Consider the following 21,589-nt stretch of genomic DNA (forward strand, 5'->3'; position numbering starts at 1 on the left):
CTTGTAACAATTGATGCGAATTCTATTGATAATAATTATCGTTAACAATACTGAAATTATTCATTTCTGGTCTTTTATTGCAGGAAATATTGTTTAATTAAAGTTAATTGATTTGGAAAAACTATTAAAAAATCAGCAGAAAATGGCTGTTTATTCAGTTTTTTTACTTAAAGGTATAATTTTGAGGCGTCCGGAAGCGCGCTGGCGCTGCTGTTCGCCGGAATGCGCAGGGGCGGGCGCTGCATTTTACTTTTCTGCTGCCCTGCTGCACGGTTCAGCTTCAGGGCTGCTGAGGCTAAGAGTATTTGGGCGATGGAAAATTGCGGTATCCATATGCAAAACTCTAACCTTTGCCGTGGCCTTGATAAAAAATAGCCTCTATCCAGAGGCTATTTTTCAGATTAAATCCTATACATTGAATACAGGATTTAAGCGCAGAACTCAGTATTTGAAGTTTACAGACAATACTGCGCTGCGGCCTTCAGCTTCAGTGGCATAGTGAGATGCATAGGCTTTAGTGAAGTAGCGTTCATCAGACAGGTTGTTGACGTTCAGTTGCAGATCAACATTTTTGTTGACGTTGTAGCGCGCCATTGCGTCATAGCGGACATAGCCCGGAACGTATTTAGTATTGGCTAAATCTCCATAGACTTTGTCCATTGCTACTGCGCCAGCGCCAAGCTGCAATTGTGGAAGCACTTGGTAAGTAGTCCAAAGCGTTGCGCTGTTTTTCGGCACGTTAGGCATGGCGTTGCCGTTGAAAACTGTTTGATCGGTGCATGTTGCGCCGCGGCAGCTTACGCCGTTTTTAGTCGCTTCACTGTCTAAATAGGTATAGCCTGCTGAGATGCCCCATTTGTCAGTAATCTTGCCGTTTAAGCCTAATTCAAGGCCATTCACTTTGCTTTCACCAATATTGCTGTAAGTCGTTGGCGTTAATTGAATGCGGGCATTTTGCTTTTCTGTACGGAAAATGGCGGCGGTTAAATTCAAGCGGTCGCTCAGCAGATCCCATTTGGTGCCAATTTCAAAGGTGCGGCTTTCTTCCGGGTCTAAATTGCTGTAAGCAGCGCCAATGCCTTCAGAACCGTCACCGGCATCTACACCCACTGGGTTTGCTGAGGTAGCATAGCTGGCATAGATTGAGCCGTTTTCTGCCGGTTTAAACGTGACGCCTGCCTGATAAGTGAAAAAGTCTGTATCACTTTCAGCTTTTACTTTATCGCCGGCTTTTGCAGTAGGCGCAGCTGTTGCTGAACCTAAAACTGCACTGTTGCGAGCGCCATAAGTCATCGTCTGTTCTGTATCAAACTTATCCCAGCGCAGGCCCAAGTCTAAGATCCATTGCGGGCTGAATTCAATGCTGTCCAGGAAGTAAACAGAAGTGGACTTTGTTTGCGTATTGTATTGGTCAGCGCCATCTGTACTGATTGAACCGTTCCATGGCCCGCGGTTTGGATTCTGTACAGAGGTACACCAGCCTGAAGCAATATCGGCCGGCTTGCATGCGCTGGATGCACTGCCTGTAGTATCTAAACCATCAATGATGTATTGCGTGCGGTCAGTTTCCTGATCTGAATATTCCGCACCCAAGTTGAAACTGTGCTTTAAGTTGCCGGTGTTGAATTTACCTGTTAAAGCCAGCTGGTCAGTAAAGGTTTCGGTATCAGCCACGCGGGAGTTGACACGAGCCCAAACACTTCCTGTTAGTGCGCCTGTGGTTTTGTCATAGATGTTGCCTTTGGAATCATCCGGGTTGGTCCAGAGGTAATCATTTTTCGAGTTGTTGTAAACTGCAGTATTAGAAATCGTCAGATTATCAGTTAAGTCATGCTCTAACTTAATTGTGCCGATCTGGTTTTCCTGTTTTTGGAAATCGCGGTCTTTCCAGCCGTAATAGACACCCTGTTTTACATCAATCGGCTTGCCGTTGCCATTTAAATGAGTAAAGTCTTTAGTAGGGTCAGCATTTTTGGAAAAAGGATTATTGTATGGAACACCGGAATCTGGTGTATCGTCAGACTTCAGGTAGTAATAGCTTAATGTTGCGCGGGTTGGAGTATCCAAGCCGAAAGTAATGCTTGGTGCAATGCCGGCGCGCGCGTATTCGGCGCCATCAGCTTGGCCGGCTTTTTCATTCTTATGCCCCAGCACAGCGACACGGGCAGCAATGCCGTTGCCGAAATCTTTGTTGCCGTCCAAGGTAATGCGCTGGTAATTGTCTGTGCCTGCGCCAACCGAGCCTTCTAAAAAGTCGCCTTTTTTAGCCACTTTGGAAATCATGTTGATGCTGCCGCCGGTTGTTCCTGCGCCGCCCATTGCGGAAGCGGAACCTTTGGTCACTTCAACCTGTTCCACCGCGAACATTTCACGGTTTTGCGATGTCACATTGCGCACGCCATCGATATACATTGAGCTTTCAGAGTTGTAGCCGCGGATAAATGGACGGTCGCCGTTCGGGTTGCCGCCTTCACCGGCGCCCAGAGTAATGCCGGGAACGGTACGCAGGGCATCGCTTAAAGTCGTTACTTGCGTGTCTTCAATCAGCTGCTTGGAAATAACAGACACAGATTTTGGCGTATCCAATAACGGCGCAACAAACTTGGCATTTGCAGATTTATCAACTTTTAAGCTTTGCTGTTCTGCTGCAACATCCTGATGGATGGTTTTAAGCTGCGTGACTTGGTCTTCAGCAAATGCATTGACTGCAATCATTGAAAGGGAAGAAGCAATTGCAGAGGATACAATTTTCTTGCGTGTTTTGATGAAGGCCATTTCAAACCTGAGAATGTGTTGTGAATTTGTATGCGAATAATAATAATTCTTATTTTTTATTACATCTGTATTTTATTGCAATTGCCGATTTTAAAATAAATAAAAAGAGAAAATATGAATGTAACTGTATAACATTTCTTATGTATGGTTATGTTTTTTTTATATATTGATAAAATTAAGAATAACTTAATGTTTGATTGGGATTATTAATTTAATGCTTTAGCCGCAGTAAATATGAAGTTTTGATGGATAAGCTGTTCTTTCTGCGGCAACAGTTCAGCGCGGCAGGGAAACCCTGCCGGAGCAGGGTTTCTTCTAACGGCTTGTCAATTAAAAATTATATGAGATTGATAGCCAGTAGTTGCGGTCTGGAATGTAGGTGCCAGCGGAAGAACTCGTTGTTTTTGTATACAGGAATGCATTCGTTGGCGTGCCGTTAGTTGCTGTAAAGGTTTTATATTCGCCAAAATCTTTGTTCAGCAAATTATTGACGCGGGCAGTAAGCTGAACTTGGTCGTTGACTTGGTAAGATGCACCAAGATTGAATAATTCATAGCCTTTTAGCTCATTGCCTGTTACCGCTACTTCGCGTTCAGTGTCTGTACTGTCGTGAGGGTCTGTAAAGCGGGTCCGCTTAGATTTGTATTCCGCTTCTAGCCATGTTGTGAATTGATCATTCACAGCCCAAGTCGTTGTTAAGTTGGCGGCATGGCGTGGCGTATTTTCAATTGACTGGCCTTTTTTCTTGCCTTTGGTAATCTCTGATTCTAGCCATGTATATCCAGCTTTCAGGGACACACTTGGAGAAATGTCATATTTTGATGAAAGTTCTACACCGTAGCTTTCTGCTTCATCCGCATTGCCGCTAAACGTAAAGTTCTGCTGTGTTGAAAAGTTGCCTACAGTCATGCAGTTTGCTGCTGGGGCTTGTCCCGCAGGGCGGTCTTGCCATAAGCAGTTTTCATACGATGTAACACCGCTGGTGATAAGGTCGGTGAATTCTGTATAAAAGGCAGTTGCTGTAACTGAGAAATTATTCAAGTTGTCAAAAATAAAGCCCAGTTCATAGTTGGTCGTCTTTTCCGGTTTTAAATCGGGATTTCCAAGCGTAACGTTTTTCCCTTGATTGCTGAAACCATTAATCCCTGAATGCAGGTCATTTGCAGTTGGCACTTTATAGCCGGTGCTGACCCCGCCTTTTAAAGTCAAATTATCGTTTGTATTCCATACTAAGTAGGCGCGCGGGGTGAAGTGGCCGCCAAATGCGCTGTGGTCTTCGTAGCGCCCGCCGAATGAGAATGCTAATGCTTCAGTCAGTTTCCATTCATCTTCTGCAAAGACTGACCATGAATCCTGCTGGAATTTGTTGCCCTGACCGGCAGCGCCATCAATCGTTTCATTATCTTTGAATTCTAAGCCGCTGGTGATTTTATGATTTTGAATTGTGCTGACAAGGCGGCTGTCGATTGTAAGATCAGTGTTTTTCAGTTGGCGTGCAGGTGTGCCGTCAGAAAAATAGTTCATGCTGGGCGCATTTCCGATAGGCAGGCGCCGGCCTTCTTGCTCAGTTGTCACTTGGCTGGCGAACGTGGTCCATTGCCCTAACGCAGTGTCCACATCAAGGCCGGCGCTGAGGCGTTCGCGGATGAATTTGAGTTCGTCCGCATAGCTGCCAATATTGGCGATGCCTCCATTGCGGTTGTAGTCATACAGTTCACCTAGGCGGGCATCTGAGTTGTCATAGCGCTGTTCAGCATGGTCATAATCAATCCATGCGCTGGCTGCATCATTGATTTGATAGCTGAGCTTGGTTCCTACAGAGTAATTGTTGGCTTCTACTGTACGCGGGTCGCGGCCCTGGCGGCTCTGTTCGATAGATTTTGCCGGCGCAGCTAAGCGTGCAGAGTTGGCGCGCTGATAAAAATCGCCACGCAATTGCAGTCCGAGAACATCTTGAATCAGCGGGCCATTAACGACAGCGCTAGTTTTCCAGCTGTCGCCAATATTACGGTTTTCTTGTACAGTGCGGTCTACAGAAAGATTTCCTGACCAGCTGTCTCCAACTTTTTTGGTAATAATATTGATGACGCCGCCCATAGCGTCTGAGCCATACAGTGTTGACATTGGGCCTTTAATTACTTCAATGCGCTCAATTGAGGCCAGTGGCGGTAAAAAGCTGCTCGAAAATTCCCCAAAACCATTCGGGCTGATTGTGCCGGAAGTATTCTGACGCTGACCATCAATTAAGATTAATGTGTAATCTTGACCGAGACCGCGCATTTGAATGTTTAATCCGCCTGTTTTACCTTGACCATTGCGGACATCCACACCAGGTACATCTGTTAGAGCATCAGCAATGCTGGTCACGCCTTTTTTCTGCAATTCTTCTGCGGTAATTACGCTGATGGATGCCGGCGCATCTGTAATTTTCTGTTCATATCCAGCTGCTGAAACCACAATCGTGGAAAGCTGCTGCGCCTGATTAGGAGCTGTTTCCGTACTCGCGATAAGGGATGGCGCTGCAAATGCCCCAAGCAAGGCAGCGTACAAAGGATGAGGGTTGAACTTACTCATAAAAGAATTCCAAAGTGGACGAGATAAACAAGAAGGGGTAAACAGTTGAAAATGAAAATAAATTTAAAAATTGCATAAATAGTAATGATAAAACTTATCATTTGCAATAAAAAACAAACAAAAGCTGTAAAAATAGAATTGATTATGAATTCAGGCCCATGCCCGCCAGCAGGAAAAAAACAAGAGGAAAAAGAGGTGCTATAATGCTATTTTTGTATATCTTTAAATGTTGTCATATAATATGGCACTTTTTTTAAAACTGTTATTAACACAATATCGAGGAAGCCATGCAAGTTACTTCTGAAGCGGTTTCGGGCGTTGCCCGTCGTTTAAATGTATCTGTACCGACGAGCCGTATTAACGAGCAATTTGAAGCCCGTTTGAAACGCACTGCCAAAACTGCGAAGATCAACGGCTTCCGTCCAGGTAAAGTGCCTGTAAACGTAGTTCGCCGCGAATACGGCGCCGGCATTTATCAGGAAGTTGTCAACGACATCATCCGCGACACAGTTTTTGAAGCGATCCAGCAGGAAAAAATCAATGCTGTAGGCATGCCGAACATTGAAAAAACTGAAATGAAAGATGACGCTTTGGTTTATGAAGCCACTGTAGAAGTTTATCCGGAAGTTGAAGTTAAATTCGAAGGCCTGGAAGTTGAACGCAAAGCGTCTGAAGTGAACGACAAAGACGTAGAGAAGATGATTGAAAATCTTCAAAAGCAGCGCGCTTCTTGGGCTGAAACCAAAGGCATGGCGAAAAAAGACATGCAGGTTACTTTCGACTTCGAAGGCTCAATTGACGGCGAAAAATTCGAAGGCGGTTCTGCAGAAGACTTTAAGCTTGTTTTAGGTTCTGGCCGCATGATCCCTGGCTTCGAAGACGGCATCGTCGGCATGAAGAAAGGCGAAGAGAAAGTTATCGATGTAACTTTCCCTGAAGACTATCAGGCTGAAAACTTGGCTGGCAAAACAGCGCAGTTCAAAATCACGGTTAAGCTTGTTGAAAAGCAAAAGCTTCCAGAAATTGATGCTGAATTCCTGAAAGTATTCGGCTTGACTGAAGAAGAAGGCATTGAAAAGCTGAAAGCTGACGTTCGCAAAAACATGGAACGCGAAGTGAAAAATGGCCTGCGCAACCAAGTGAAAGGCGCAGCTTTTGACGCGCTGGCAGCGGCGAACGAAGTTGAACTTCCAGAAGCTATGCTTGCTCAGGAAATTGACCGTCAGCGCCAGCAAATGATCCAGCAGTTCACGCAGCAGTTCGGTGCTCAAGGCGCTAAAGCGTTTGACAGCAGCATGCTTCCAGACGACCTGTTCAAAGAGCAGGCTGAAAAATCAGTTAAGCTGGGCGTACTGGTCAGCAAAGTACTGGCTGACGCCAAGCTTGAAGTAGATCAGGCGCGTGTTGACGCTTACATCGAAGAAATGGCGTCTTCTTACGAAGACCCTAAAGAAGTAATTGAATACTTCAACAACGACAAGCAGCAGCGCGCTCAAATCGAATCCGTAATTTTAGAAGACCAAGTTGTAGACCACATCTTAGCTTCTGCAAAAGTTACTGATACTTCAGTAAGCTATGAAGACTTACTGAAAGAGCAGCAAGCCCGTCAGCAAGGCTGATCTTCAGCTCAGTGAAAAAAGGCGCGTTAAGCGCCTTTTTTTATCGGCGCAGCCGGGCCATAAACTGGCCCGAATCCACACAGCTTATGCAAAAAATATCTGCTATTTAATTGGGAATCTTTTGCAATTTCGTCAAATATCCCTCATATTGTGAATATGGGTTGAGTCACAAAAAATTTAGGAATAAATAAGCGTATGTATGTTCCAACAATTGAAAACGCACTAGTGCCAATGGTGGTTGAGCAGTCTTCTCGCGGCGAGCGTTCTTTTGATATTTATTCACGCCTTTTGCGTGAACGCGTAATTTTCTTGACCGGCGAAGTAGAAGACAACATGGCGAACTTAATTGTCGCGCAAATGCTGTTTTTAGAAGCCGAAAACCCAGATAAAGATATTCATTTGTATATCAATTCACCGGGCGGCTCGGTGACTGCAGGCATGGCGATTTACGACACCATGCAGTTCATCAAGCCCGACGTAGTGACTTACTGCATGGGTCAGGCGGCGTCCATGGGCGCGTTCCTGCTGAACGCCGGAGCCAAGGGCAAGCGCTATTGCCTGGAAAATGCCCGCGTCATGATCCACCAGCCTTTGGGCGGTTTCCGCGGCCAGGCATCGGATATTGAAATCCATGCGCGCGAAATCCTGTTTATTAAAGAGCGCCTGAACCGCCTGATGGCGGAGCACAGCGGCCAAGACTATGAACGTCTGGCAAAAGATACTGACCGCGACAACTTTATGACTGCGCAGCAGGCGAAAGAATACGGTCTTGTGGACGAAGTTTTATCTAAGCGTCCCTAAGTTTTAAAGATTAGTTTATTGGAGTGAATATGTCCGAACATCCTCAAGGACAAAAGCATTGTTCATTTTGCGGTAAAACGCAGTCTGAAGTCGGGAAACTGATTGCAGGCGAGGACGCGTACATCTGTAATGAATGCGTGGACGTATGCCTGGATTTGGTGCAGACCAGTCAGCAGGTTGAATCCGGCGACTGGGCATCCCGCCCGCTGCCGAAGCCTCACGAAATCCGCGCAGCGCTGGACCAGTATGTCATTGGCCAAGATGTCGCGAAAAAAACCTTATCTGTAGCGGTTTATAACCATTACAAGCGCTTGAAAGTGACCACCAGCGGCAAAAAGCCGGAAGACGGTGTGGAAATTTCAAAAAGCAACATCATGCTGGTTGGCCCGACCGGTTCGGGCAAAACCCTGCTGGCGCAAACCCTTGCGCGCCTTTTGGATGTGCCGTTCGCCATGGCGGATGCGACAACTCTAACTGAAGCGGGCTATGTCGGCGAAGACGTAGAGAACATTGTTCAGAAGCTGCTGCAGAAAGCCGATTACGATGTAGAGAAAGCGCAAAAAGGCATTATCTACATTGATGAAATTGACAAGATTACCCGCAAATCTGAAAACCCGTCGATTACCCGCGATGTGTCGGGCGAAGGCGTGCAGCAGGCCCTGCTGAAAATGATTGAAGGCACGGTTGCCTCGATTCCGCCGCAGGGCGGGCGCAAGCATCCGCAGCAGGAATTCATTCAGATTGACACCTCAAATATCCTGTTCATCTGCGGCGGCGCATTCTCCGGCCTGGAGAAAATTGTGCAGCAGCGTCAGGAAAAAGGCGGCATCGGCTTTACCGCCGAAGTGCGCAAGAAAGATGAAAGCAAGAAGCTGTCTGACCTGTTCCGTCAGGTTGAAGCCACCGATCTGGTGAAATTCGGCTTGATTCCGGAGTTCATTGGCCGCTTGCCGGTGATTGCGACCTTGGATGAGCTGGATGAAGAAGCGTTGATGCAGATTCTGACCGAGCCTAAGAATGCCTTGACCCGCCAGTACCAGTACCTGTTCGGCATGGAAAATGTGGATCTGGTGTTTGAGCCGGGCGCGCTGCGCGCAGTGGCGAAAAAGGCGCTGGACCGGAATACCGGCGCGCGCGGCTTGCGTTCAATTCTGGAAAATTCTCTGCTGGAAACCATGTATGATTTGCCGAGCCGCACCGATGTCGGCACGGTGGTGGTGACCGAAGCTGTGATTAACGGCGAGGCGAAGCCTGAATTTCAGCCGGAGCGCCAGCCTCAGGAAAAAAAGGATGATGATGCGCCGAAAGCGGATTTGAAAGTGATCAACTCCAAGTCCGCATAAGCCGGCGCTGTTCGTCAGAAACGCGCGCAAATCCAGAGTTTGCGCGCGTTTTTTTATTTAAAAAAAGCAGGCTGAATGCTAATCTCAGCAGGATGGCTTGGATGGCCATCCGTTAAAACTTAAAACAATCAATGAAAATAAGAAAATACGCAGTGAGGGATGATCATGCGCGGTGCATATATTTTACTGCTCAGCAGCGCAGCGCTGCTGGGCTGCCATGGAAAATCCGTAATTGAGCAGGAGCCGCAGCTGGCTTCGACTTTAAAAGATGTCAATTTTGCGCATGAGCCGGGCATCATGGAGCAGTACCGCATAGGCGTGTTCACCATTGGCGGCTGGGTCAACCAAACGCAGGGCAATTATTTCCAGCCGGTGAAGCCGCAGCATGACCAGGCGGCCGTGGTGTATCTGTACCGACCGGACAGCAAATGGAACCGTCAGGAAATTGTCGCCAGCAGCCTGTTTTTAAACAGCGAGCGCATTCCCAGCCTGCTGAACAACCATTATTACTGGGTGGAGCTGCCTGCCGGGCAGTACCGCCTTTCCAGCAGCCGGCCTTTGGGCATTAACCATTTTCAGAAGCCGAAATATCTGGATTTCACCGTGGAGGCAGGGCAGTCCTACTTTATCAAGTATGATGAGGAAAACCTCAGCGCGCGCCGCGCGGTTTCTGGCCCGCTGATGCTGATGCCGGACAGCCTGGGCAAAAATGAAATTGCCTTTACCCGGCTGAAGTCTTCCAGCTTCAATTTTGTCGCAGAGAATCAGCAGACGGGCAAGATGCGCAAAAGCGCGCAGAAAATCAAGCGGTCAGAGTATGACCCCGCCGCGGATGTGCAGCTGACCAAGCCGTTTAAGCCGTGGGACCCGCGGACCTGGTAGCCCGGCTATTGGGCGCTGTCCGCCTGCAGCAATGGCTTCAGGATTTTCTCAATTTTCCGGTTCATTTCCCGCTGCACAGCGGGATCCTGCATCAGCTGCGCCGACATGGTGATGCTGTTGCGCATGATTTCACTCATCATTTTGCTGCTTTTCTTATTGATGGACTGGCCAAGGGGCGTTTCCAGAAATTGAATATTGGCCAAGACTTCTTCTTCGCTAAACGTCTGCATATAGACAGCCTTGATCATCTGCATAAACTTAGGGTCTGAAATCAGCTGATTGCTGAATGACCCCATGACCTCCGCAATCTGTCTGGCGGCTTTCTGCTGCTCGGCGTTCAGGGCCGGTGTTTTGAAGATGTTTTTAAGCATTTCTTCCGCCTGAAGGTCATATACCGGGCGCATATCCTGCTGGGACTGCGCCAGAGCGCCGCGAATGTCGCTGAGCTTGAGGGCTTTTTCTACCGATGCTTCGGTCGCGGGTTTTGCAAAAGAAGCTGCGCTGAGGGCAGATAAGGTGATAGCGTAAAGGATGTGATTTAAATTTTTCATTATATTGCCAGTAGCGGTTAATTCAGGAAGATGAAAGCGCGGGCAAAAAAACACCCTTAACATGACCTTAGCATGTTAAGGGTGCGGAAAAACAGCAGAACTTATGGCTTAGCCGGCAGCAGCGTCAAGCACTGGAATTTTGCCAATCTTCGCCTGCCAGATTTTCGGCGCTGTGGCGTGAATGGAAGTGCCGTTGACATCTACAGCGACAGATACAGGCATGTCCTGCACGTTGAATTTGTAGATCGCTTCCATGCCCAGGTCAGCAAATGCCACCACTTCCGCTTCGCGGATGGCCTTAGACACAAGGTAAGCCGCGCCGCCCACAGCCATCAGGTAAGTGGCTTTGTTGTCTTTGATGGCTTCAACCGCAGCCGGGCCGCGGTCGGCTTTGCCGATCATGCCGTACAGGCCAGTCGCTTCCAGCACTTGACGGGTGAATTTGTCCATGCGGGTTGCGGTTGTCGGGCCGGCAGGGCCAACCACTTCGTCGCCGACCGGGTCGACCGGGCCCACGTAGTAAATGAACTTGCCTTTCAGATCGACCGGAAGCTCTTCGCCGTTATTCAGCATGTCCACCATGCGCTTATGGGCAGCGTCACGGCCGGTATAGATTGTGCCGTTCAGCAGCAGCGTATCGCCCGGCTGCCAGGAATTCATTTCTTCTTGCGTAATGGTATCCAAGTCAACACGCTTAGATGTTGATGAGTCCCAAGTCACTTCCGGATAGTCAGAAAGCTTAGGCGCCTGAATGTGCGCAACGCCCGAACCATCCAGCTGGAAATGCGCGTGGCGGGTAGCGGCGCAGTTCGGAATCATGCCGACTGGCTTGCCTGCCGCGTGGCAAGGGTAGTCTTTGATTTTAATGTCCAGCACTGTGGTTAAGCCGCCAAGGCCTTGCGCGCCAATGCCCAAAGCATTGACTTTTTCGAAGATTTCGATGCGCAGCTCTTCCATTTTGCTTTGCGGGCCGCGGCGCAGCAGCTCGTCCATGTTGATTTCTTCCATGAGCGCTTCTTTGGCAAGCATCATGGCTTTTTCTGCCGTGCCGCCAATGCCGATGCCCAGCATGCCCGGAGGACACCAGCCTGCGCCCATCGTCGGCACAGTTTTCAATACCCAGTCCACAATTGAATCTGAAGGGTTCAGCATGGCCAGTTTAGATTTGTTTTCTGAACCGCCGCCCTTGGCCGCTACAGTGATATCGACTTTATTGCCCGGAACAAGCTTGTGGTAGATCACAGCAGGGGTGTTGTCTTTGGTGTTCTTGCGGCCAAAAGCAGGGTCTGCCAATACAGATGCGCGCAGCACGTTGGTGTTTTCCAAATAGCCTTGGCGCACGCCTTCGTTGATCGCGTCGTCCAAGCTCATGGTTAAATCAAATTTAACATCCATGCCCACTTCAACGAATACGTTGACGATACCTGTATCCTGGCAGATCGGGCGGTGGCCCTCTGCGCACATGCGTGAGTTAATTAAAATCTGCGCGATCGCATCTTTAGCGGCTTTGTTTTCTTCACGGTCATACGCGCGGCTCATCGCTTGGATGAAGTCCTGCGGGTGATAGTAGGAAATGAACTGAAGCGCATCTTTAACCGATGTGATCAAGTCATCTTGCTTGATAATAGTTGTCATACAAATATCTCTTGAGCGGGCTGATAGCTAGCGGGCTAAATTATAAGGCAAAATGCCGAGTTTGTGGGCGTTTTAGAGCGCATGTTGGCTAAAGGTATAAAGGGCGGGAAAATACTGGATAAAAATGAAGCCTGTGGCTGAAAGGCTCAGGCCCGGCATTCAGCTTTTCCCCATCTGCGAGGGCGGATAGCCGAAGCGCTGTTTAAAGCGCCGGCTGAAATGGCTGCTGGAGCTGAAGCCGTATTTGGCGGCAATTTCAGTGATATTGGCCGCTGCGGAGCGCAGGGCCTGATGCGCCAGTTCCAGGCGGCGCTGCATCACATACTGGTGCGGCGCCATCTGCATGGACTGCTTAAACATATGCGCAAAGTGGTATTCGCTCAGCTGCGCCTGCCGGGCCAAGTCAGACAGGGTCAGGCTGAGGTGCAGATGCAGGTCAATCCATTCCAGAAGCTGCTTTAGCACATAGGGCGAAAGCCCGCCTTTTACTATGGGCGCCTGCCAATGGCTGTAGCTGTAATTTTTGATGAGGTGATTCAGCAGCAGGGTGGCGGCCGTGCTCATCTGCAGATGGTTTTCACGGTGCTGCCAAGCGCCGCTTAATAGAAAATTCCGGTAAATCATGGCGATTTGCGGATCAGCGACAAAGCTTTGCGGGTTTAAGGAAATCTGGCCGGGCTCACGGTCCCAAACCTGCTCAGCCACGCGCCGCAGATGCTGCTCAGTATAGTAAAGATGCACAAAAGTCAGCGGGTCGCGCAGGTCCCAGGTCGATTCAAAATCCTGCGGCATCAGGCACATGCGGTCAGGCCCGCCGCCGTTATGCCAGCCGCGCGCGGTTTTCTGATAGCTTTGGTAGCCGCCTTGAATATACAGGCTTAAGGTGTGGTGGTTGCTGCAGACGCTGACGCGGTCCTGATTGTTCTGCCACATGGCGAGCTGCATGCCTGAACCCAGCTCCACCGAGTCCAGCAATTGAGTCTTATGCTGCTGTAATTGATCTAGAATCTGATATTTCATCTGCCGCGCGCAGTGCCAAATAGATGGCTTAGTGTAGGGCTTTCACTAAATATTGTCATCTTGCAGAACAGCGCAAGCCAAAAACCGCAAGCGGGTGACAGCGGCCGCAAGATGGTGCAAGCGCTGCCGCCTGAAACAGCGCAGAATACAGCAAATTCAGTGGGGGTGAATGCAATGAATGCGCTGTTATATGCTGCGGTGGTGGTGATCTGGGGCACAACCTGGATTGCAATCAGCCTGCAGCAGCAAAGCGGAATATCCGCCAGTGTGGCTGTGTTTTGGCGCTTTTTCATTTCCGCGCTTGTGCTGTTCGCCTTTGCGGCGGTGAGCGGGAAACTGCAGAAGCTGAACCGCAAAGACCATCTGTTCTGCATGCTGCAGGCCTGCTGCATCTTCGGCTTCAACTTTGTTTGCTTCTACTCTGCCGTGCAGTATGTCAGCAGCGGACTGGAGGCGGTGATTTTTTCCATGGCGGTGATTTTCAATACAATCAATGCCAAGCTATTCTTTGCGCAGCAAGTCTCCGCGCGCTTTTATCCCGCGGCTCTGCTTGGGCTGCTCGGCATCACCGCGCTGTTCTGGCATGACGTGCTGGGAACGGCTTTAAACCGCAATACCCTCACTGGCATCGCGCTGTGCGTGCTGGGCACTTACGGTTTTTCGCTGGGGAATATGATCAGCGCCCGGCATCAAAGGCAGGGGCTGGATATTTTCAGCACCAATGCTTACGGCATGCTGTACGGCGCCATGCTGATGGCGTTAATTTCAGGGTTCAGGCAGGATGATTTTTTCCCCGGCATGCAGTTCAGCGCAATGGCGGCCTTGCTGTATTTGGCGCTCTTCGGTTCGGTGATCGGGTTTACGGCTTATTTCTATCTGGCCGGGCGGATTGGCGCAGGGAAGGCGGCTTACAGCACCTTGCTGTTTCCTTTGGTGGCCTTGCTGATTTCAACTTTGTGGGAAGGCTATCAGTGGCAGCCCAATGCGGTCATCGGGGTGATTTTAATTCTCTGCGGCAATGCGGTGTTCTTTATCAAAGGCCCGCGGGCGGGCGCGGCCAAGGCTGAAAAAAAGGCCTGAGGAGGAGGTAATGTCAGTCAGTTAAGCATTTTTAATCCTCCCCAACCCTCCTTTTTCAAAGGAGGGAGCGTTTCGAAATTCAATACGGTATTGAATTCAAGGGGGTTCCCCTCTTTTTCAAAGAGGGGTTAGGGGAGATTTATCAATTTGTAACAATGAAGTTGCGCTTAATTGATCAGCATTACTGAGCGGAGGCGGCCTTATAAAGCGCAGGGCAATCAAATTGCTGGAGCATGCCGGTTTGAGCGCAGGCTTAATTTGGCGGTTTTTGCTTTAGTTTTCAGTTTAAAAATTATTATAATCATTGGCTTATATTTATAAGTATATTTCAAGATCAGAGGGTGACATGAAAAAGATATTGGCTGCGTGCAGCCTGCTGCTGGCTTCATCTGCATACGCTGCGGACTGGACGCCGGTGTTTAAGGACTTTGAAAAAAGCTGCTTTGGCGATAATAAAGCGCTGCAGGCGGTAGATAAAAAGCTGATCGACTTTAAGCATACCAAGACTTCCGCCGAAGTGGTGGCGCATAAGGATGCGAAAGCCGGCAATTACGCGCATGTGCCTTTGCCTTACCGCAAGGACATGCAGCCTGCGGTAGCGAAGCCCTTAACAGTGGATGAGGACTTTTATTCAGGCTATACGCAGGTTTATATCGGCTTGAATAATGCAACGGCCTACGGCTTGCCAATTTCCGGATACAGCCGCTATTCCGGCGCGGACAATGGCGTCAGCGGGCGCATTGTCCACTTTAAGCCGATGGCGGCGAAAAGCTTTAATCAGCTGAAAAAAATCCGCTTTCAGGAAGACGAGGAAATGGGCTTTCAGGGGGCAATCACCCGCAATAAAAAGGGCGAAGTTTTTTTAATCTGTGACCAGAGCACCTGAGCAAAAGCAGGCGCTGAAAAAGCCAAGACACCCCGGAAGGTGTCTTGGCTGCGCATCTATCCAAAGCCGGCTTCAGATTTCAATCTGGCTGCCTAACTCAACCACCCGGTTGGTCGGAATCTGGTAGAAATCGCTGACCGGGCTGGTATTTTTCTGCATCGCAGCAAACAGCTTGTCGCGCCATGTATCCACTTTATGGGTCATATTCGGAATCAGCCTTTCCCGTGAAACAAAGAAGCTGATGTCCATTAAGTTGTACTCCAGCCCTAAGCTGTCAAAGGCCTTGCGCAATGCTCTAGGCAAATTCGGCTGTTCTTTAAAGCCGTAATTCAGGCGGATCCGGTAAAAGCCCTTATCCAGCGCCTCTGTTTCAAAGCGCATTTCTTCGCTGATGTAAGGCACTTCAGCAAAGTTTACCGTCACCAGCAGGTTGCGCTCATGCAGGACTTTGTTGTGCTTTAAATTATGCAGCAGCGCATGCGGCACCACATTCGGGGTTCCGGTGAGGAATACCGCATTGCCGCTGACAGTCTGCGCGGTATCGCCCAGATATTCAATAAAGGTGACCAGCGGCAGGGTATCCTGCTGCAGTTTCGCCTGCAGCTTTTCCTTGCCTTTTTTCCAGATCATCATCAGGCTGAACACGGTAATGGCGATGACCACCGGCACCCAGCCGCCAATCAGGATTTTCAGCATGTTTGAGCTGAGCAGAATCAGGTCAATGAAAATGAACGGCACAATAAACAGCAGGACTTTCCAGGTTTTCCACTTCCAGTAGCTGTAAGCCAGGAAGCCGACCAGCAGGGTGTCGCAGAACATGGTCACGGTCACGGCCAGGCCGTAAGCTCCGGCGAGGCGGCTGCTGCTTTCAAACAGCAGCACCAGAATAATAATCGAGATGAACAGCAGCCAGTTCAGGAGAGGAATATAGATCTGGCCAATTTCAGAGTCAGAGGTGTGCTGAATGTTCAGGCGCGGCAGATAGCCCAGCTGAATGGCCTGCTTCGCCATGGAAAATACCCCGCTGATCAGCGCCTGTGAGGCAATGACGGCGGCTGCGGTCGCCAGCGCAATCATCGGATAGAGCAGGGCGGAAGGAACCAGCAGGTAAAAGGGGTTGGCAATCGCCGCCGGGTCGCGCAGCAGCAGCGCGCCCTGTCCGGCATAGTTCAGAATCAGGCAGGGCAGAACAATCAGGAACCAGCCCAGACGGATCGGGAATACGCCGAAATGCCCCATGTCCGCATACAGGGCTTCGCCGCCGGTCACGGTTAAAACCACAGCGCCCATGACAAAAAAGGAAATCAGCGGATTATTGACCACGAACAGGATGGCCCAGTGCGGGCTGATCAGGGCCAAAATAAACGGGCTTTGAATAATGCTGCTGATGCCGAGCGCGCCGATGGACAGGAACCAGACCAGGGTGACCGGGCCGAAAAACTTGCCCATAACTGCAGAGCCGTGCTTCTGCACAACAAACAGGCCAGTCAGAATGCCGATGCTGATGGGAATGATGAAGCGGTCAAAAGCCGCCGTGGCAATCGACAGGCCCTCCACCGCAGACAGCACGGATATCGCAGGGGTGATGATGCCGTCGCCGAAAAACAGAGATGCTCCGACAAAGCCGAGAACCACAATGGTCAGCTTTCTTCTGCTGGACAGCCCTTCCTGACGCAGGTTCAGCGCCAGCAAAGCCATGATCCCGCCTTCACCGTTGTTGTCGGCGCGCATAATGACGGTGACGTATTTCAGGGAAACGATCAGCATGATGGTCCAGAAGATTAAGGACAGAATGCCTAAAACATTGGCCTCATTAATCGGCATGCCGTGAGTCGCATGAAAGCTTTCCTTCAGCGCATATAGGGGACTGGTTCCGATATCCCCGAATACGACCCCCAGCGCGGCTAAAGTCATTGCCGGCAAGGCGGGCTTATAGGTGTTATTTTGCATGACATGAAAATCATAAGTGGAAGTATGCTTGGAATTTTAGCATTAGCGCAGGGGGGAAAGCGGTTGTGCGTAAAAAACCATGATTTCCATAAACTTAATAGTTTTTGTTGCTTATTTGTTAATAAAAAAATAATCAAAATCATCGGCTTGCTTCGGCGCTTGAAAATGCGCAGATGGCGGATGGAAAGCCGGCGAAAAAAAACCACCCGGCCTTGCGGCCGGATGGCGAGTATAAGCGGAAATTATTATTGTGCGCTCTGCTGCTCAGACTGAATGGCGGTCAGGGCAATGGTGAACACAATGTCATCGACCAGCGCGCCGCGCGACAGGTCATTCACCGGCTTGTTCAGGCCCTGCAGCATCGGGCCGACGCTGACGACGTCGGCTGCGCGCTGCACCGCTTTATAAGTGGTGTTGCCGGTGTTCAGGTCAGGGAAAATAAACACATTGGCGCGGCCGGCGACTTTGGAGTCCGGCGCCTTAGAGCGGCCGACGCTTTCCACAGACGCTGCGTCATACTGCAATGGGCCGTCAATCAGCAGGTCAGGGCGGCGCGCCTGAGCGATGCGGGTCGCTTCAGCGACTTTCTCGACTTCTGCGCCAGCGCCTGAAGTGCCGGTTGAATAGGAAATCATCGCGATGCGCGGGTCAATGCCGAAGGCCTTGGCGGAGTCTGCAGACTGGATGGCGATTTCCGCCAGCTGCTCAGCGTCCGGGTCCGGGTTGATCGCGCAGTCGCCGTATACATAGACTTCATCCGGCAGCAGCATGAAGAACACTGAAGAAACCAGCGAATATTCAGGCGCAGTCTTAATCAGCTGGAACGCCGGGCGCACGGTATTGGCTGTGGTATGCACCGCACCGGACACCAGTCCGTCGACTTGATCCAAAGCCAGCATCATCGTGCCTAAAACGACGGTATCCTGCAGCTGCTCGCGCGCCTGAAGCTCATTGATTTTGCCTTTGCGCAGCTCCACCATTTTTTCAACATAGTTGCCGCGGATCAGGTCAGGGTCAATGATTTCCAGGTCATACGGCAGTTCAATGCCACGCGCCTTCGCTACTTCAACCACCGCTTCCGGCTTGGCCAGCAGCACGCACTGCGCAATGCCGCGGGACTGGCAGATGGCCGCAGCCTGCACCGTGCGCGGCTCATCGCCTTCAGGCAGCACAATGCGCTTTTTGGCCGCAATGGATTTCTGCACCAGTTCATGGCGGAATGCGGAAGGCGACAGGCGCGGCTTGTAAGAGCCGTTGATCAGCTGGGTCAGCCAAGCTGGATCGATGTGGCTGGAAACAAAGCGCGTCACCTGTTCGGCGCGCTCGGTATCATCCACAGGAATTTCGTTGCTTAAATTGGCCAGTTCCTGCGCGGTTTCAAAGGTGCTCAGCGGCGTGTGCACAATCGGCAGGCCCTGCTTAATTGCGGTCTGGCAGAAGTCCAGCACCTGCTCATTCGGCTGATGGTGCTCGGTCAGCACCAGTCCGGCCAGCGGAATGCCGTTGCTGTTGGCCAGGCTGCTGGCCAGCAGCACGTCAATGCGGTCAGAGGCGCTGATGATCAGTTCGCCAGCGACAAATTTATGCAGCTCATGCTCAATATTTGAGGCGATCAGGCTGCTGTGCAGCACGCGGCGCTGCTTGGCTTCGCCTTCATTGATCCAGTGCGCGGAAATATGCGCGGCCAGATCCGACATGCGCGGCACGCTCAGCGTGTTGCTGAACGGCACCAAGCCAATGACCGGGAAAGCTTCAGTGCCGATATTGGCATTATGCTTTTTCAGTTCCGCGGTAAAGCTGTTGATGTCGCTGATCAGGCGCAGGTTCGGATCAAGCGTCACAGGAACCTGCGCAGCGCCTTCCGGCAAGCCTTTAGTGCGCATGAACAGCGCGCCTGCAGTGCGCGCATTGCAGGCGCCGCCGAAATGGCGCAGCTGCGTTTCAATTTTTTCAGCTGCCGCTGCCGGGTTGCGGATATCAGCGGTGCTGACAATCAGCACTTTGGCGTCCAGCGCTTTGGCCAGATCGGCATTCAATTGAGAAGCAAAGGCGTCGCGGCTGGTCGGAACCAGGCCTTCAACAATAATTAAGTCGTGCTTTTTGGCGATTTCGCGGTGCAGGCGCACGGCATCTTCCAGCAGCTCGTCATTTTCATCATGGCTCAGGCGCCGCGTGACGGCTGCATGGCTGATCGGTTCAACCGTTTCATTGCTGAATAAATGGCGGTACAGGGCGGTGGTGCGGTCTGCTGCGGCCTGCGGCTCTTGCGAAAAAGGCTTCACAAACCCAGCTTTAATGCCCTGGCAGTCCAGCGCGTAAATCAAGCCCAGGCATGCAGATGTCAAGCCTACGCTTTCCCCAGTTGGCACGAGTAAAATTGTTTTCATAATGCATCTAAATTAAAAAATAAAATGTACAACTCAATGGCGTGCTGGAAGCCGCTGCCTTAGGCAACCGCTTCCTGCTCCGCGTCAGACTTTTTTGCAGCAGCGGCAGCCTCTTGCTCCACAACATGCTGGGTTTCTTTGGCAATGCGGCCTTCTTCGTCAGTCGGCACTACCCAGATTTGCGGGCCGGTGCCGGCATCGATGCGGCCTTCGGTGCCGCGCTTCAGGCCGTCATTTTTCTCTTTGCTTAAGCTGAAGCCGAAGTGCGGCAGGTATGCCATGGTTTTTTCACGGATGAAAGCCGAATTTTCGCCAATGCCGCCGGTGAAGAACAGGCCGTCCAGGCGCGGCAGGCCGCAGCTGAGGGCAGCCAGCGATTTCGCCAGGCGGTAGCAGAACACTTCAATCGCCAGCGCAGCATCTTCGTTGCCCTGTTCAGAGGCTTCAATCAGCGTGCGCATGTCATTCGACAGGTTGTCCGACAGGCCCAGCAGGCCGCTGTCCTTATTCAGCATCCGGTCAATTTTATAGACATCCCAGCCCAAGTTGGACGCAAGGAAGCTGTGCAGGCTCGGGTCAACATCGCCGCTGCGCGTGCCCATGACAATGCCTTCCAGCGGGGTCAGGCCCATTGAGGTGTCAACGCTTTGGCCGTTCCAGATGGCGCAGGTTGAGCTGCCGTTGCCTAAGTGCGCAGTCAGCCAGCCGCCCTGCTTCAGGCTGCCCGCCAGCTCTGAGCCGCGCTCAGAAACATAGGCATGGCTGGTGCCGTGGAAGCCGTAGCGGCGCACATTGTGTTCGGTGTACAGGAATTTCGGCACCGCATAGCGGTAGGCATGCGCCGGCATGGTTTGGTGGAATGCGGTGTCAAATACTGCAACTTGCGGCAGCTCCGGGAACAGGCGCATGGTCGCATCAATGCCGACCAGATGCGCAGGGTTGTGCAGCGGCGCCAGCGGCGTCGCTTCGCGGATGCGCGCAATAATTTCAGGGGTCAGCAGTTCCGCTTTGGTCAGCGTGCCGCCGTGCACCACGCGGTGGCCAATGGCCTGCGGGTTGTAGTGGGATAAGCGCTCAAGAATGGTTTCCAGCGCTTTTTCATGGCCGGCATTCGGAATCGCCAGTTCCAGCGCTTCGCCGCCAGCGGTGATGCCTTTAATTCGGGCCTCAGCTGAACCTAGGTTCTCCGCCAAGCCAAAGATACGGTCTTCACGACGTTCAGAAACCAACGCATATTTAATTGAAGAAGACCCGCAGTTAATTACCAATACTGATGTAGACACGTTTTCTTACCCGAATTCTAATTAAATTATTTGTCCATGATGTGATCTGAACGCTGTGCTTCTTGGCGCAATTTAGATCAGTGGCTATAGTTTTAACACGTGCTGTTTTTCTGTCCTAGATAGACTTTAGCAGATTAGACTTAAGCACTATCGACCCATTTGGCAACAATAATTAAAATTTATCAGTTTCGAATTTCCATTTATTAATGAAATAGTACTCTAGGCTTCAATGCTTTGAAGCCCCGCATTCAACATAGCATGCTTCACTGCGCTGTACACTGAAAAACCATAAAAAAATTATGGTTTTTGATATTTAATTTCTGACCAGCGCACAATTACATAGGCAATCAGCGCCACCATGAAAAACACCAGCATCATCCAGACCAGGCCCTGCAGGGTTTCAATCACCGTCCGGTAAGTTTCCAGAACCCAGCGCTCGGGCGTCAGCTCAATCACAATTTTTCTATCATTGCCGGCATAGGTCAGCGGGGTGATGTATTTTTCCATGTCATAGATGCGGATGCCGGAAGACGTGCCCACCACCATGCCGGCAAACTTGGTGTATTTGGCCCATGCGTCATGAATCGGGTCGTGAATGATGCGCGCCAGAATGGCCTGAATCGAGCCGGAAAATACGCGCATCACCAAAAAGGATACGCCCAAGGCCAAGGCAAATGTGCTGATCATCAGATAATAAAACATAGAAGCTCCTGAGCTGTTGTTATTGTTGAGCGCAAGCATGAGTTCAGTTTTAATTGAATCAGATTTTGAAGGGAATTTCTGCAGCAAATCCGTTCAGCCCC

General features: G+C 50.6%; 16 protein-coding genes. 7 read left to right on the top strand and 9 right to left on the bottom strand.

The genetic code is table 11. From position 1 onward, the window contains the following. Positions 1-112: 112 nt before the first annotated feature. Positions 113-499, top strand: coding sequence for a hypothetical protein (locus BEN74_RS19485; RefSeq protein WP_162898191.1), 387 nt, complete (start codon positions 113-115; stop codon positions 497-499). Here BEN74_RS19485 and BEN74_RS13280 read toward each other — a convergent pair. Further along, positions 442-2,775: a TonB-dependent receptor gene (locus BEN74_RS13280; protein WP_068909469.1), complete on the bottom strand. Its 2,334-nt coding sequence runs from the start codon at positions 2,773-2,775 to the stop codon at positions 442-444. The genes BEN74_RS19485 and BEN74_RS13280 overlap by 58 nt on opposite strands. 330 nt (positions 2,776-3,105) lie before the next feature. Continuing rightward, positions 3,106-5,349 carry a TonB-dependent receptor domain-containing protein gene (locus BEN74_RS13285; RefSeq protein WP_068909466.1) on the bottom strand — a complete coding sequence of 748 codons (2,244 nt, stop codon included), beginning with the start codon at positions 5,347-5,349 and terminating at the stop codon, positions 3,106-3,108. Positions 5,350-5,636: 287 nt separating this feature from the next. On the opposite strand from BEN74_RS13285, the gene tig reads away from it, so the two are divergent. The 4 genes from tig (at position 5,637) to BEN74_RS13305 (ending at position 9,994) form a co-directional block, all read left to right on the top strand. Further along, positions 5,637-6,968: a trigger factor gene (gene tig, locus BEN74_RS13290; protein ID WP_068909464.1), complete on the top strand. Its 1,332-nt coding sequence runs from the start codon at positions 5,637-5,639 to the stop codon at positions 6,966-6,968. Positions 6,969-7,163: 195 nt separating this feature from the next. Further along, a complete protein-coding gene (gene clpP / locus BEN74_RS13295; RefSeq protein WP_067666729.1) occupies positions 7,164-7,769 on the top strand; it encodes an ATP-dependent Clp endopeptidase proteolytic subunit ClpP in 606 nt (201 codons plus the stop codon). 29 nt (positions 7,770-7,798) lie between these two features. Further along, positions 7,799-9,112 (top strand): ATP-dependent protease ATP-binding subunit ClpX, encoded by a 1,314-nt coding sequence (gene clpX / locus BEN74_RS13300; protein ID WP_068909461.1) that lies wholly within the window; start codon positions 7,799-7,801, stop codon positions 9,110-9,112. Between the two features lie 165 nt (positions 9,113-9,277). After that, positions 9,278-9,994: a DUF2846 domain-containing protein gene (locus BEN74_RS13305; RefSeq protein ID WP_068909913.1), complete on the top strand. Its 717-nt coding sequence runs from the start codon at positions 9,278-9,280 to the stop codon at positions 9,992-9,994. Positions 9,995-9,999: 5 nt separating this feature from the next. Here BEN74_RS13305 and BEN74_RS13310 read toward each other — a convergent pair whose 3' ends face one another. The 3 genes from BEN74_RS13310 to BEN74_RS13320 all read right to left on the bottom strand — a co-directional run bounded on the left by BEN74_RS13310 (position 10,000) and on the right by BEN74_RS13320 (position 13,200). Beyond that, positions 10,000-10,545, bottom strand: coding sequence for a DUF2059 domain-containing protein (locus tag BEN74_RS13310; protein ID WP_068909459.1), 546 nt, complete (start codon positions 10,543-10,545; stop codon positions 10,000-10,002). A 108-nt stretch (positions 10,546-10,653) separates the two neighbouring features. Continuing rightward, a complete protein-coding gene (locus BEN74_RS13315; RefSeq protein ID WP_068909457.1) occupies positions 10,654-12,180 on the bottom strand; it encodes a fumarate hydratase in 1,527 nt (508 codons plus the stop codon). Positions 12,181-12,339: 159 nt separating this feature from the next. Next, positions 12,340-13,200 (bottom strand): helix-turn-helix transcriptional regulator, encoded by an 861-nt coding sequence (locus BEN74_RS13320; RefSeq protein ID WP_068909455.1) that lies wholly within the window; start codon positions 13,198-13,200, stop codon positions 12,340-12,342. A 174-nt stretch (positions 13,201-13,374) separates the two neighbouring features. On the opposite strand from BEN74_RS13320, the gene BEN74_RS13325 reads away from it, so the two are divergent. Beyond that, positions 13,375-14,280, top strand: coding sequence for a DMT family transporter (locus tag BEN74_RS13325; RefSeq protein WP_068909911.1), 906 nt, complete (start codon positions 13,375-13,377; stop codon positions 14,278-14,280). 346 nt (positions 14,281-14,626) lie between these two features. Beyond that, positions 14,627-15,166 (top strand): hypothetical protein, encoded by a 540-nt coding sequence (locus BEN74_RS13330; protein WP_068909453.1) that lies wholly within the window; start codon positions 14,627-14,629, stop codon positions 15,164-15,166. 72 nt (positions 15,167-15,238) lie between these two features. On the opposite strand, the gene BEN74_RS13335 is transcribed toward BEN74_RS13330, so the two are convergent. The 4 genes from BEN74_RS13335 to BEN74_RS13350 all read right to left on the bottom strand — a co-directional run bounded on the left by BEN74_RS13335 (position 15,239) and on the right by BEN74_RS13350 (position 21,488). Next, positions 15,239-17,116: a potassium transporter Kup gene (locus BEN74_RS13335; RefSeq protein WP_068909451.1), complete on the bottom strand. Its 1,878-nt coding sequence runs from the start codon at positions 17,114-17,116 to the stop codon at positions 15,239-15,241. 245 nt (positions 17,117-17,361) lie between these two features. Further along, positions 17,362-19,503 carry a phosphate acetyltransferase gene (gene pta / locus BEN74_RS13340; RefSeq protein ID WP_068909449.1) on the bottom strand — a complete coding sequence of 714 codons (2,142 nt, stop codon included), beginning with the start codon at positions 19,501-19,503 and terminating at the stop codon, positions 17,362-17,364. Positions 19,504-19,562: 59 nt separating this feature from the next. Continuing rightward, on the bottom strand, positions 19,563-20,786 hold the full coding sequence (locus BEN74_RS13345) for an acetate/propionate family kinase (RefSeq protein ID WP_068909447.1): 1,224 nt from the start codon (positions 20,784-20,786) through the stop codon (positions 19,563-19,565). Between the two features lie 297 nt (positions 20,787-21,083). Next, positions 21,084-21,488, bottom strand: coding sequence for a hypothetical protein (locus tag BEN74_RS13350; protein ID WP_068909909.1), 405 nt, complete (start codon positions 21,486-21,488; stop codon positions 21,084-21,086). Positions 21,489-21,589: the final 101 nt, after the last annotated feature.

The organism is Acinetobacter sp. WCHAc010034 (genome assembly GCF_001696615.3).
Taxonomy (GTDB): Bacteria; Pseudomonadota; Gammaproteobacteria; order Pseudomonadales; family Moraxellaceae; genus Acinetobacter.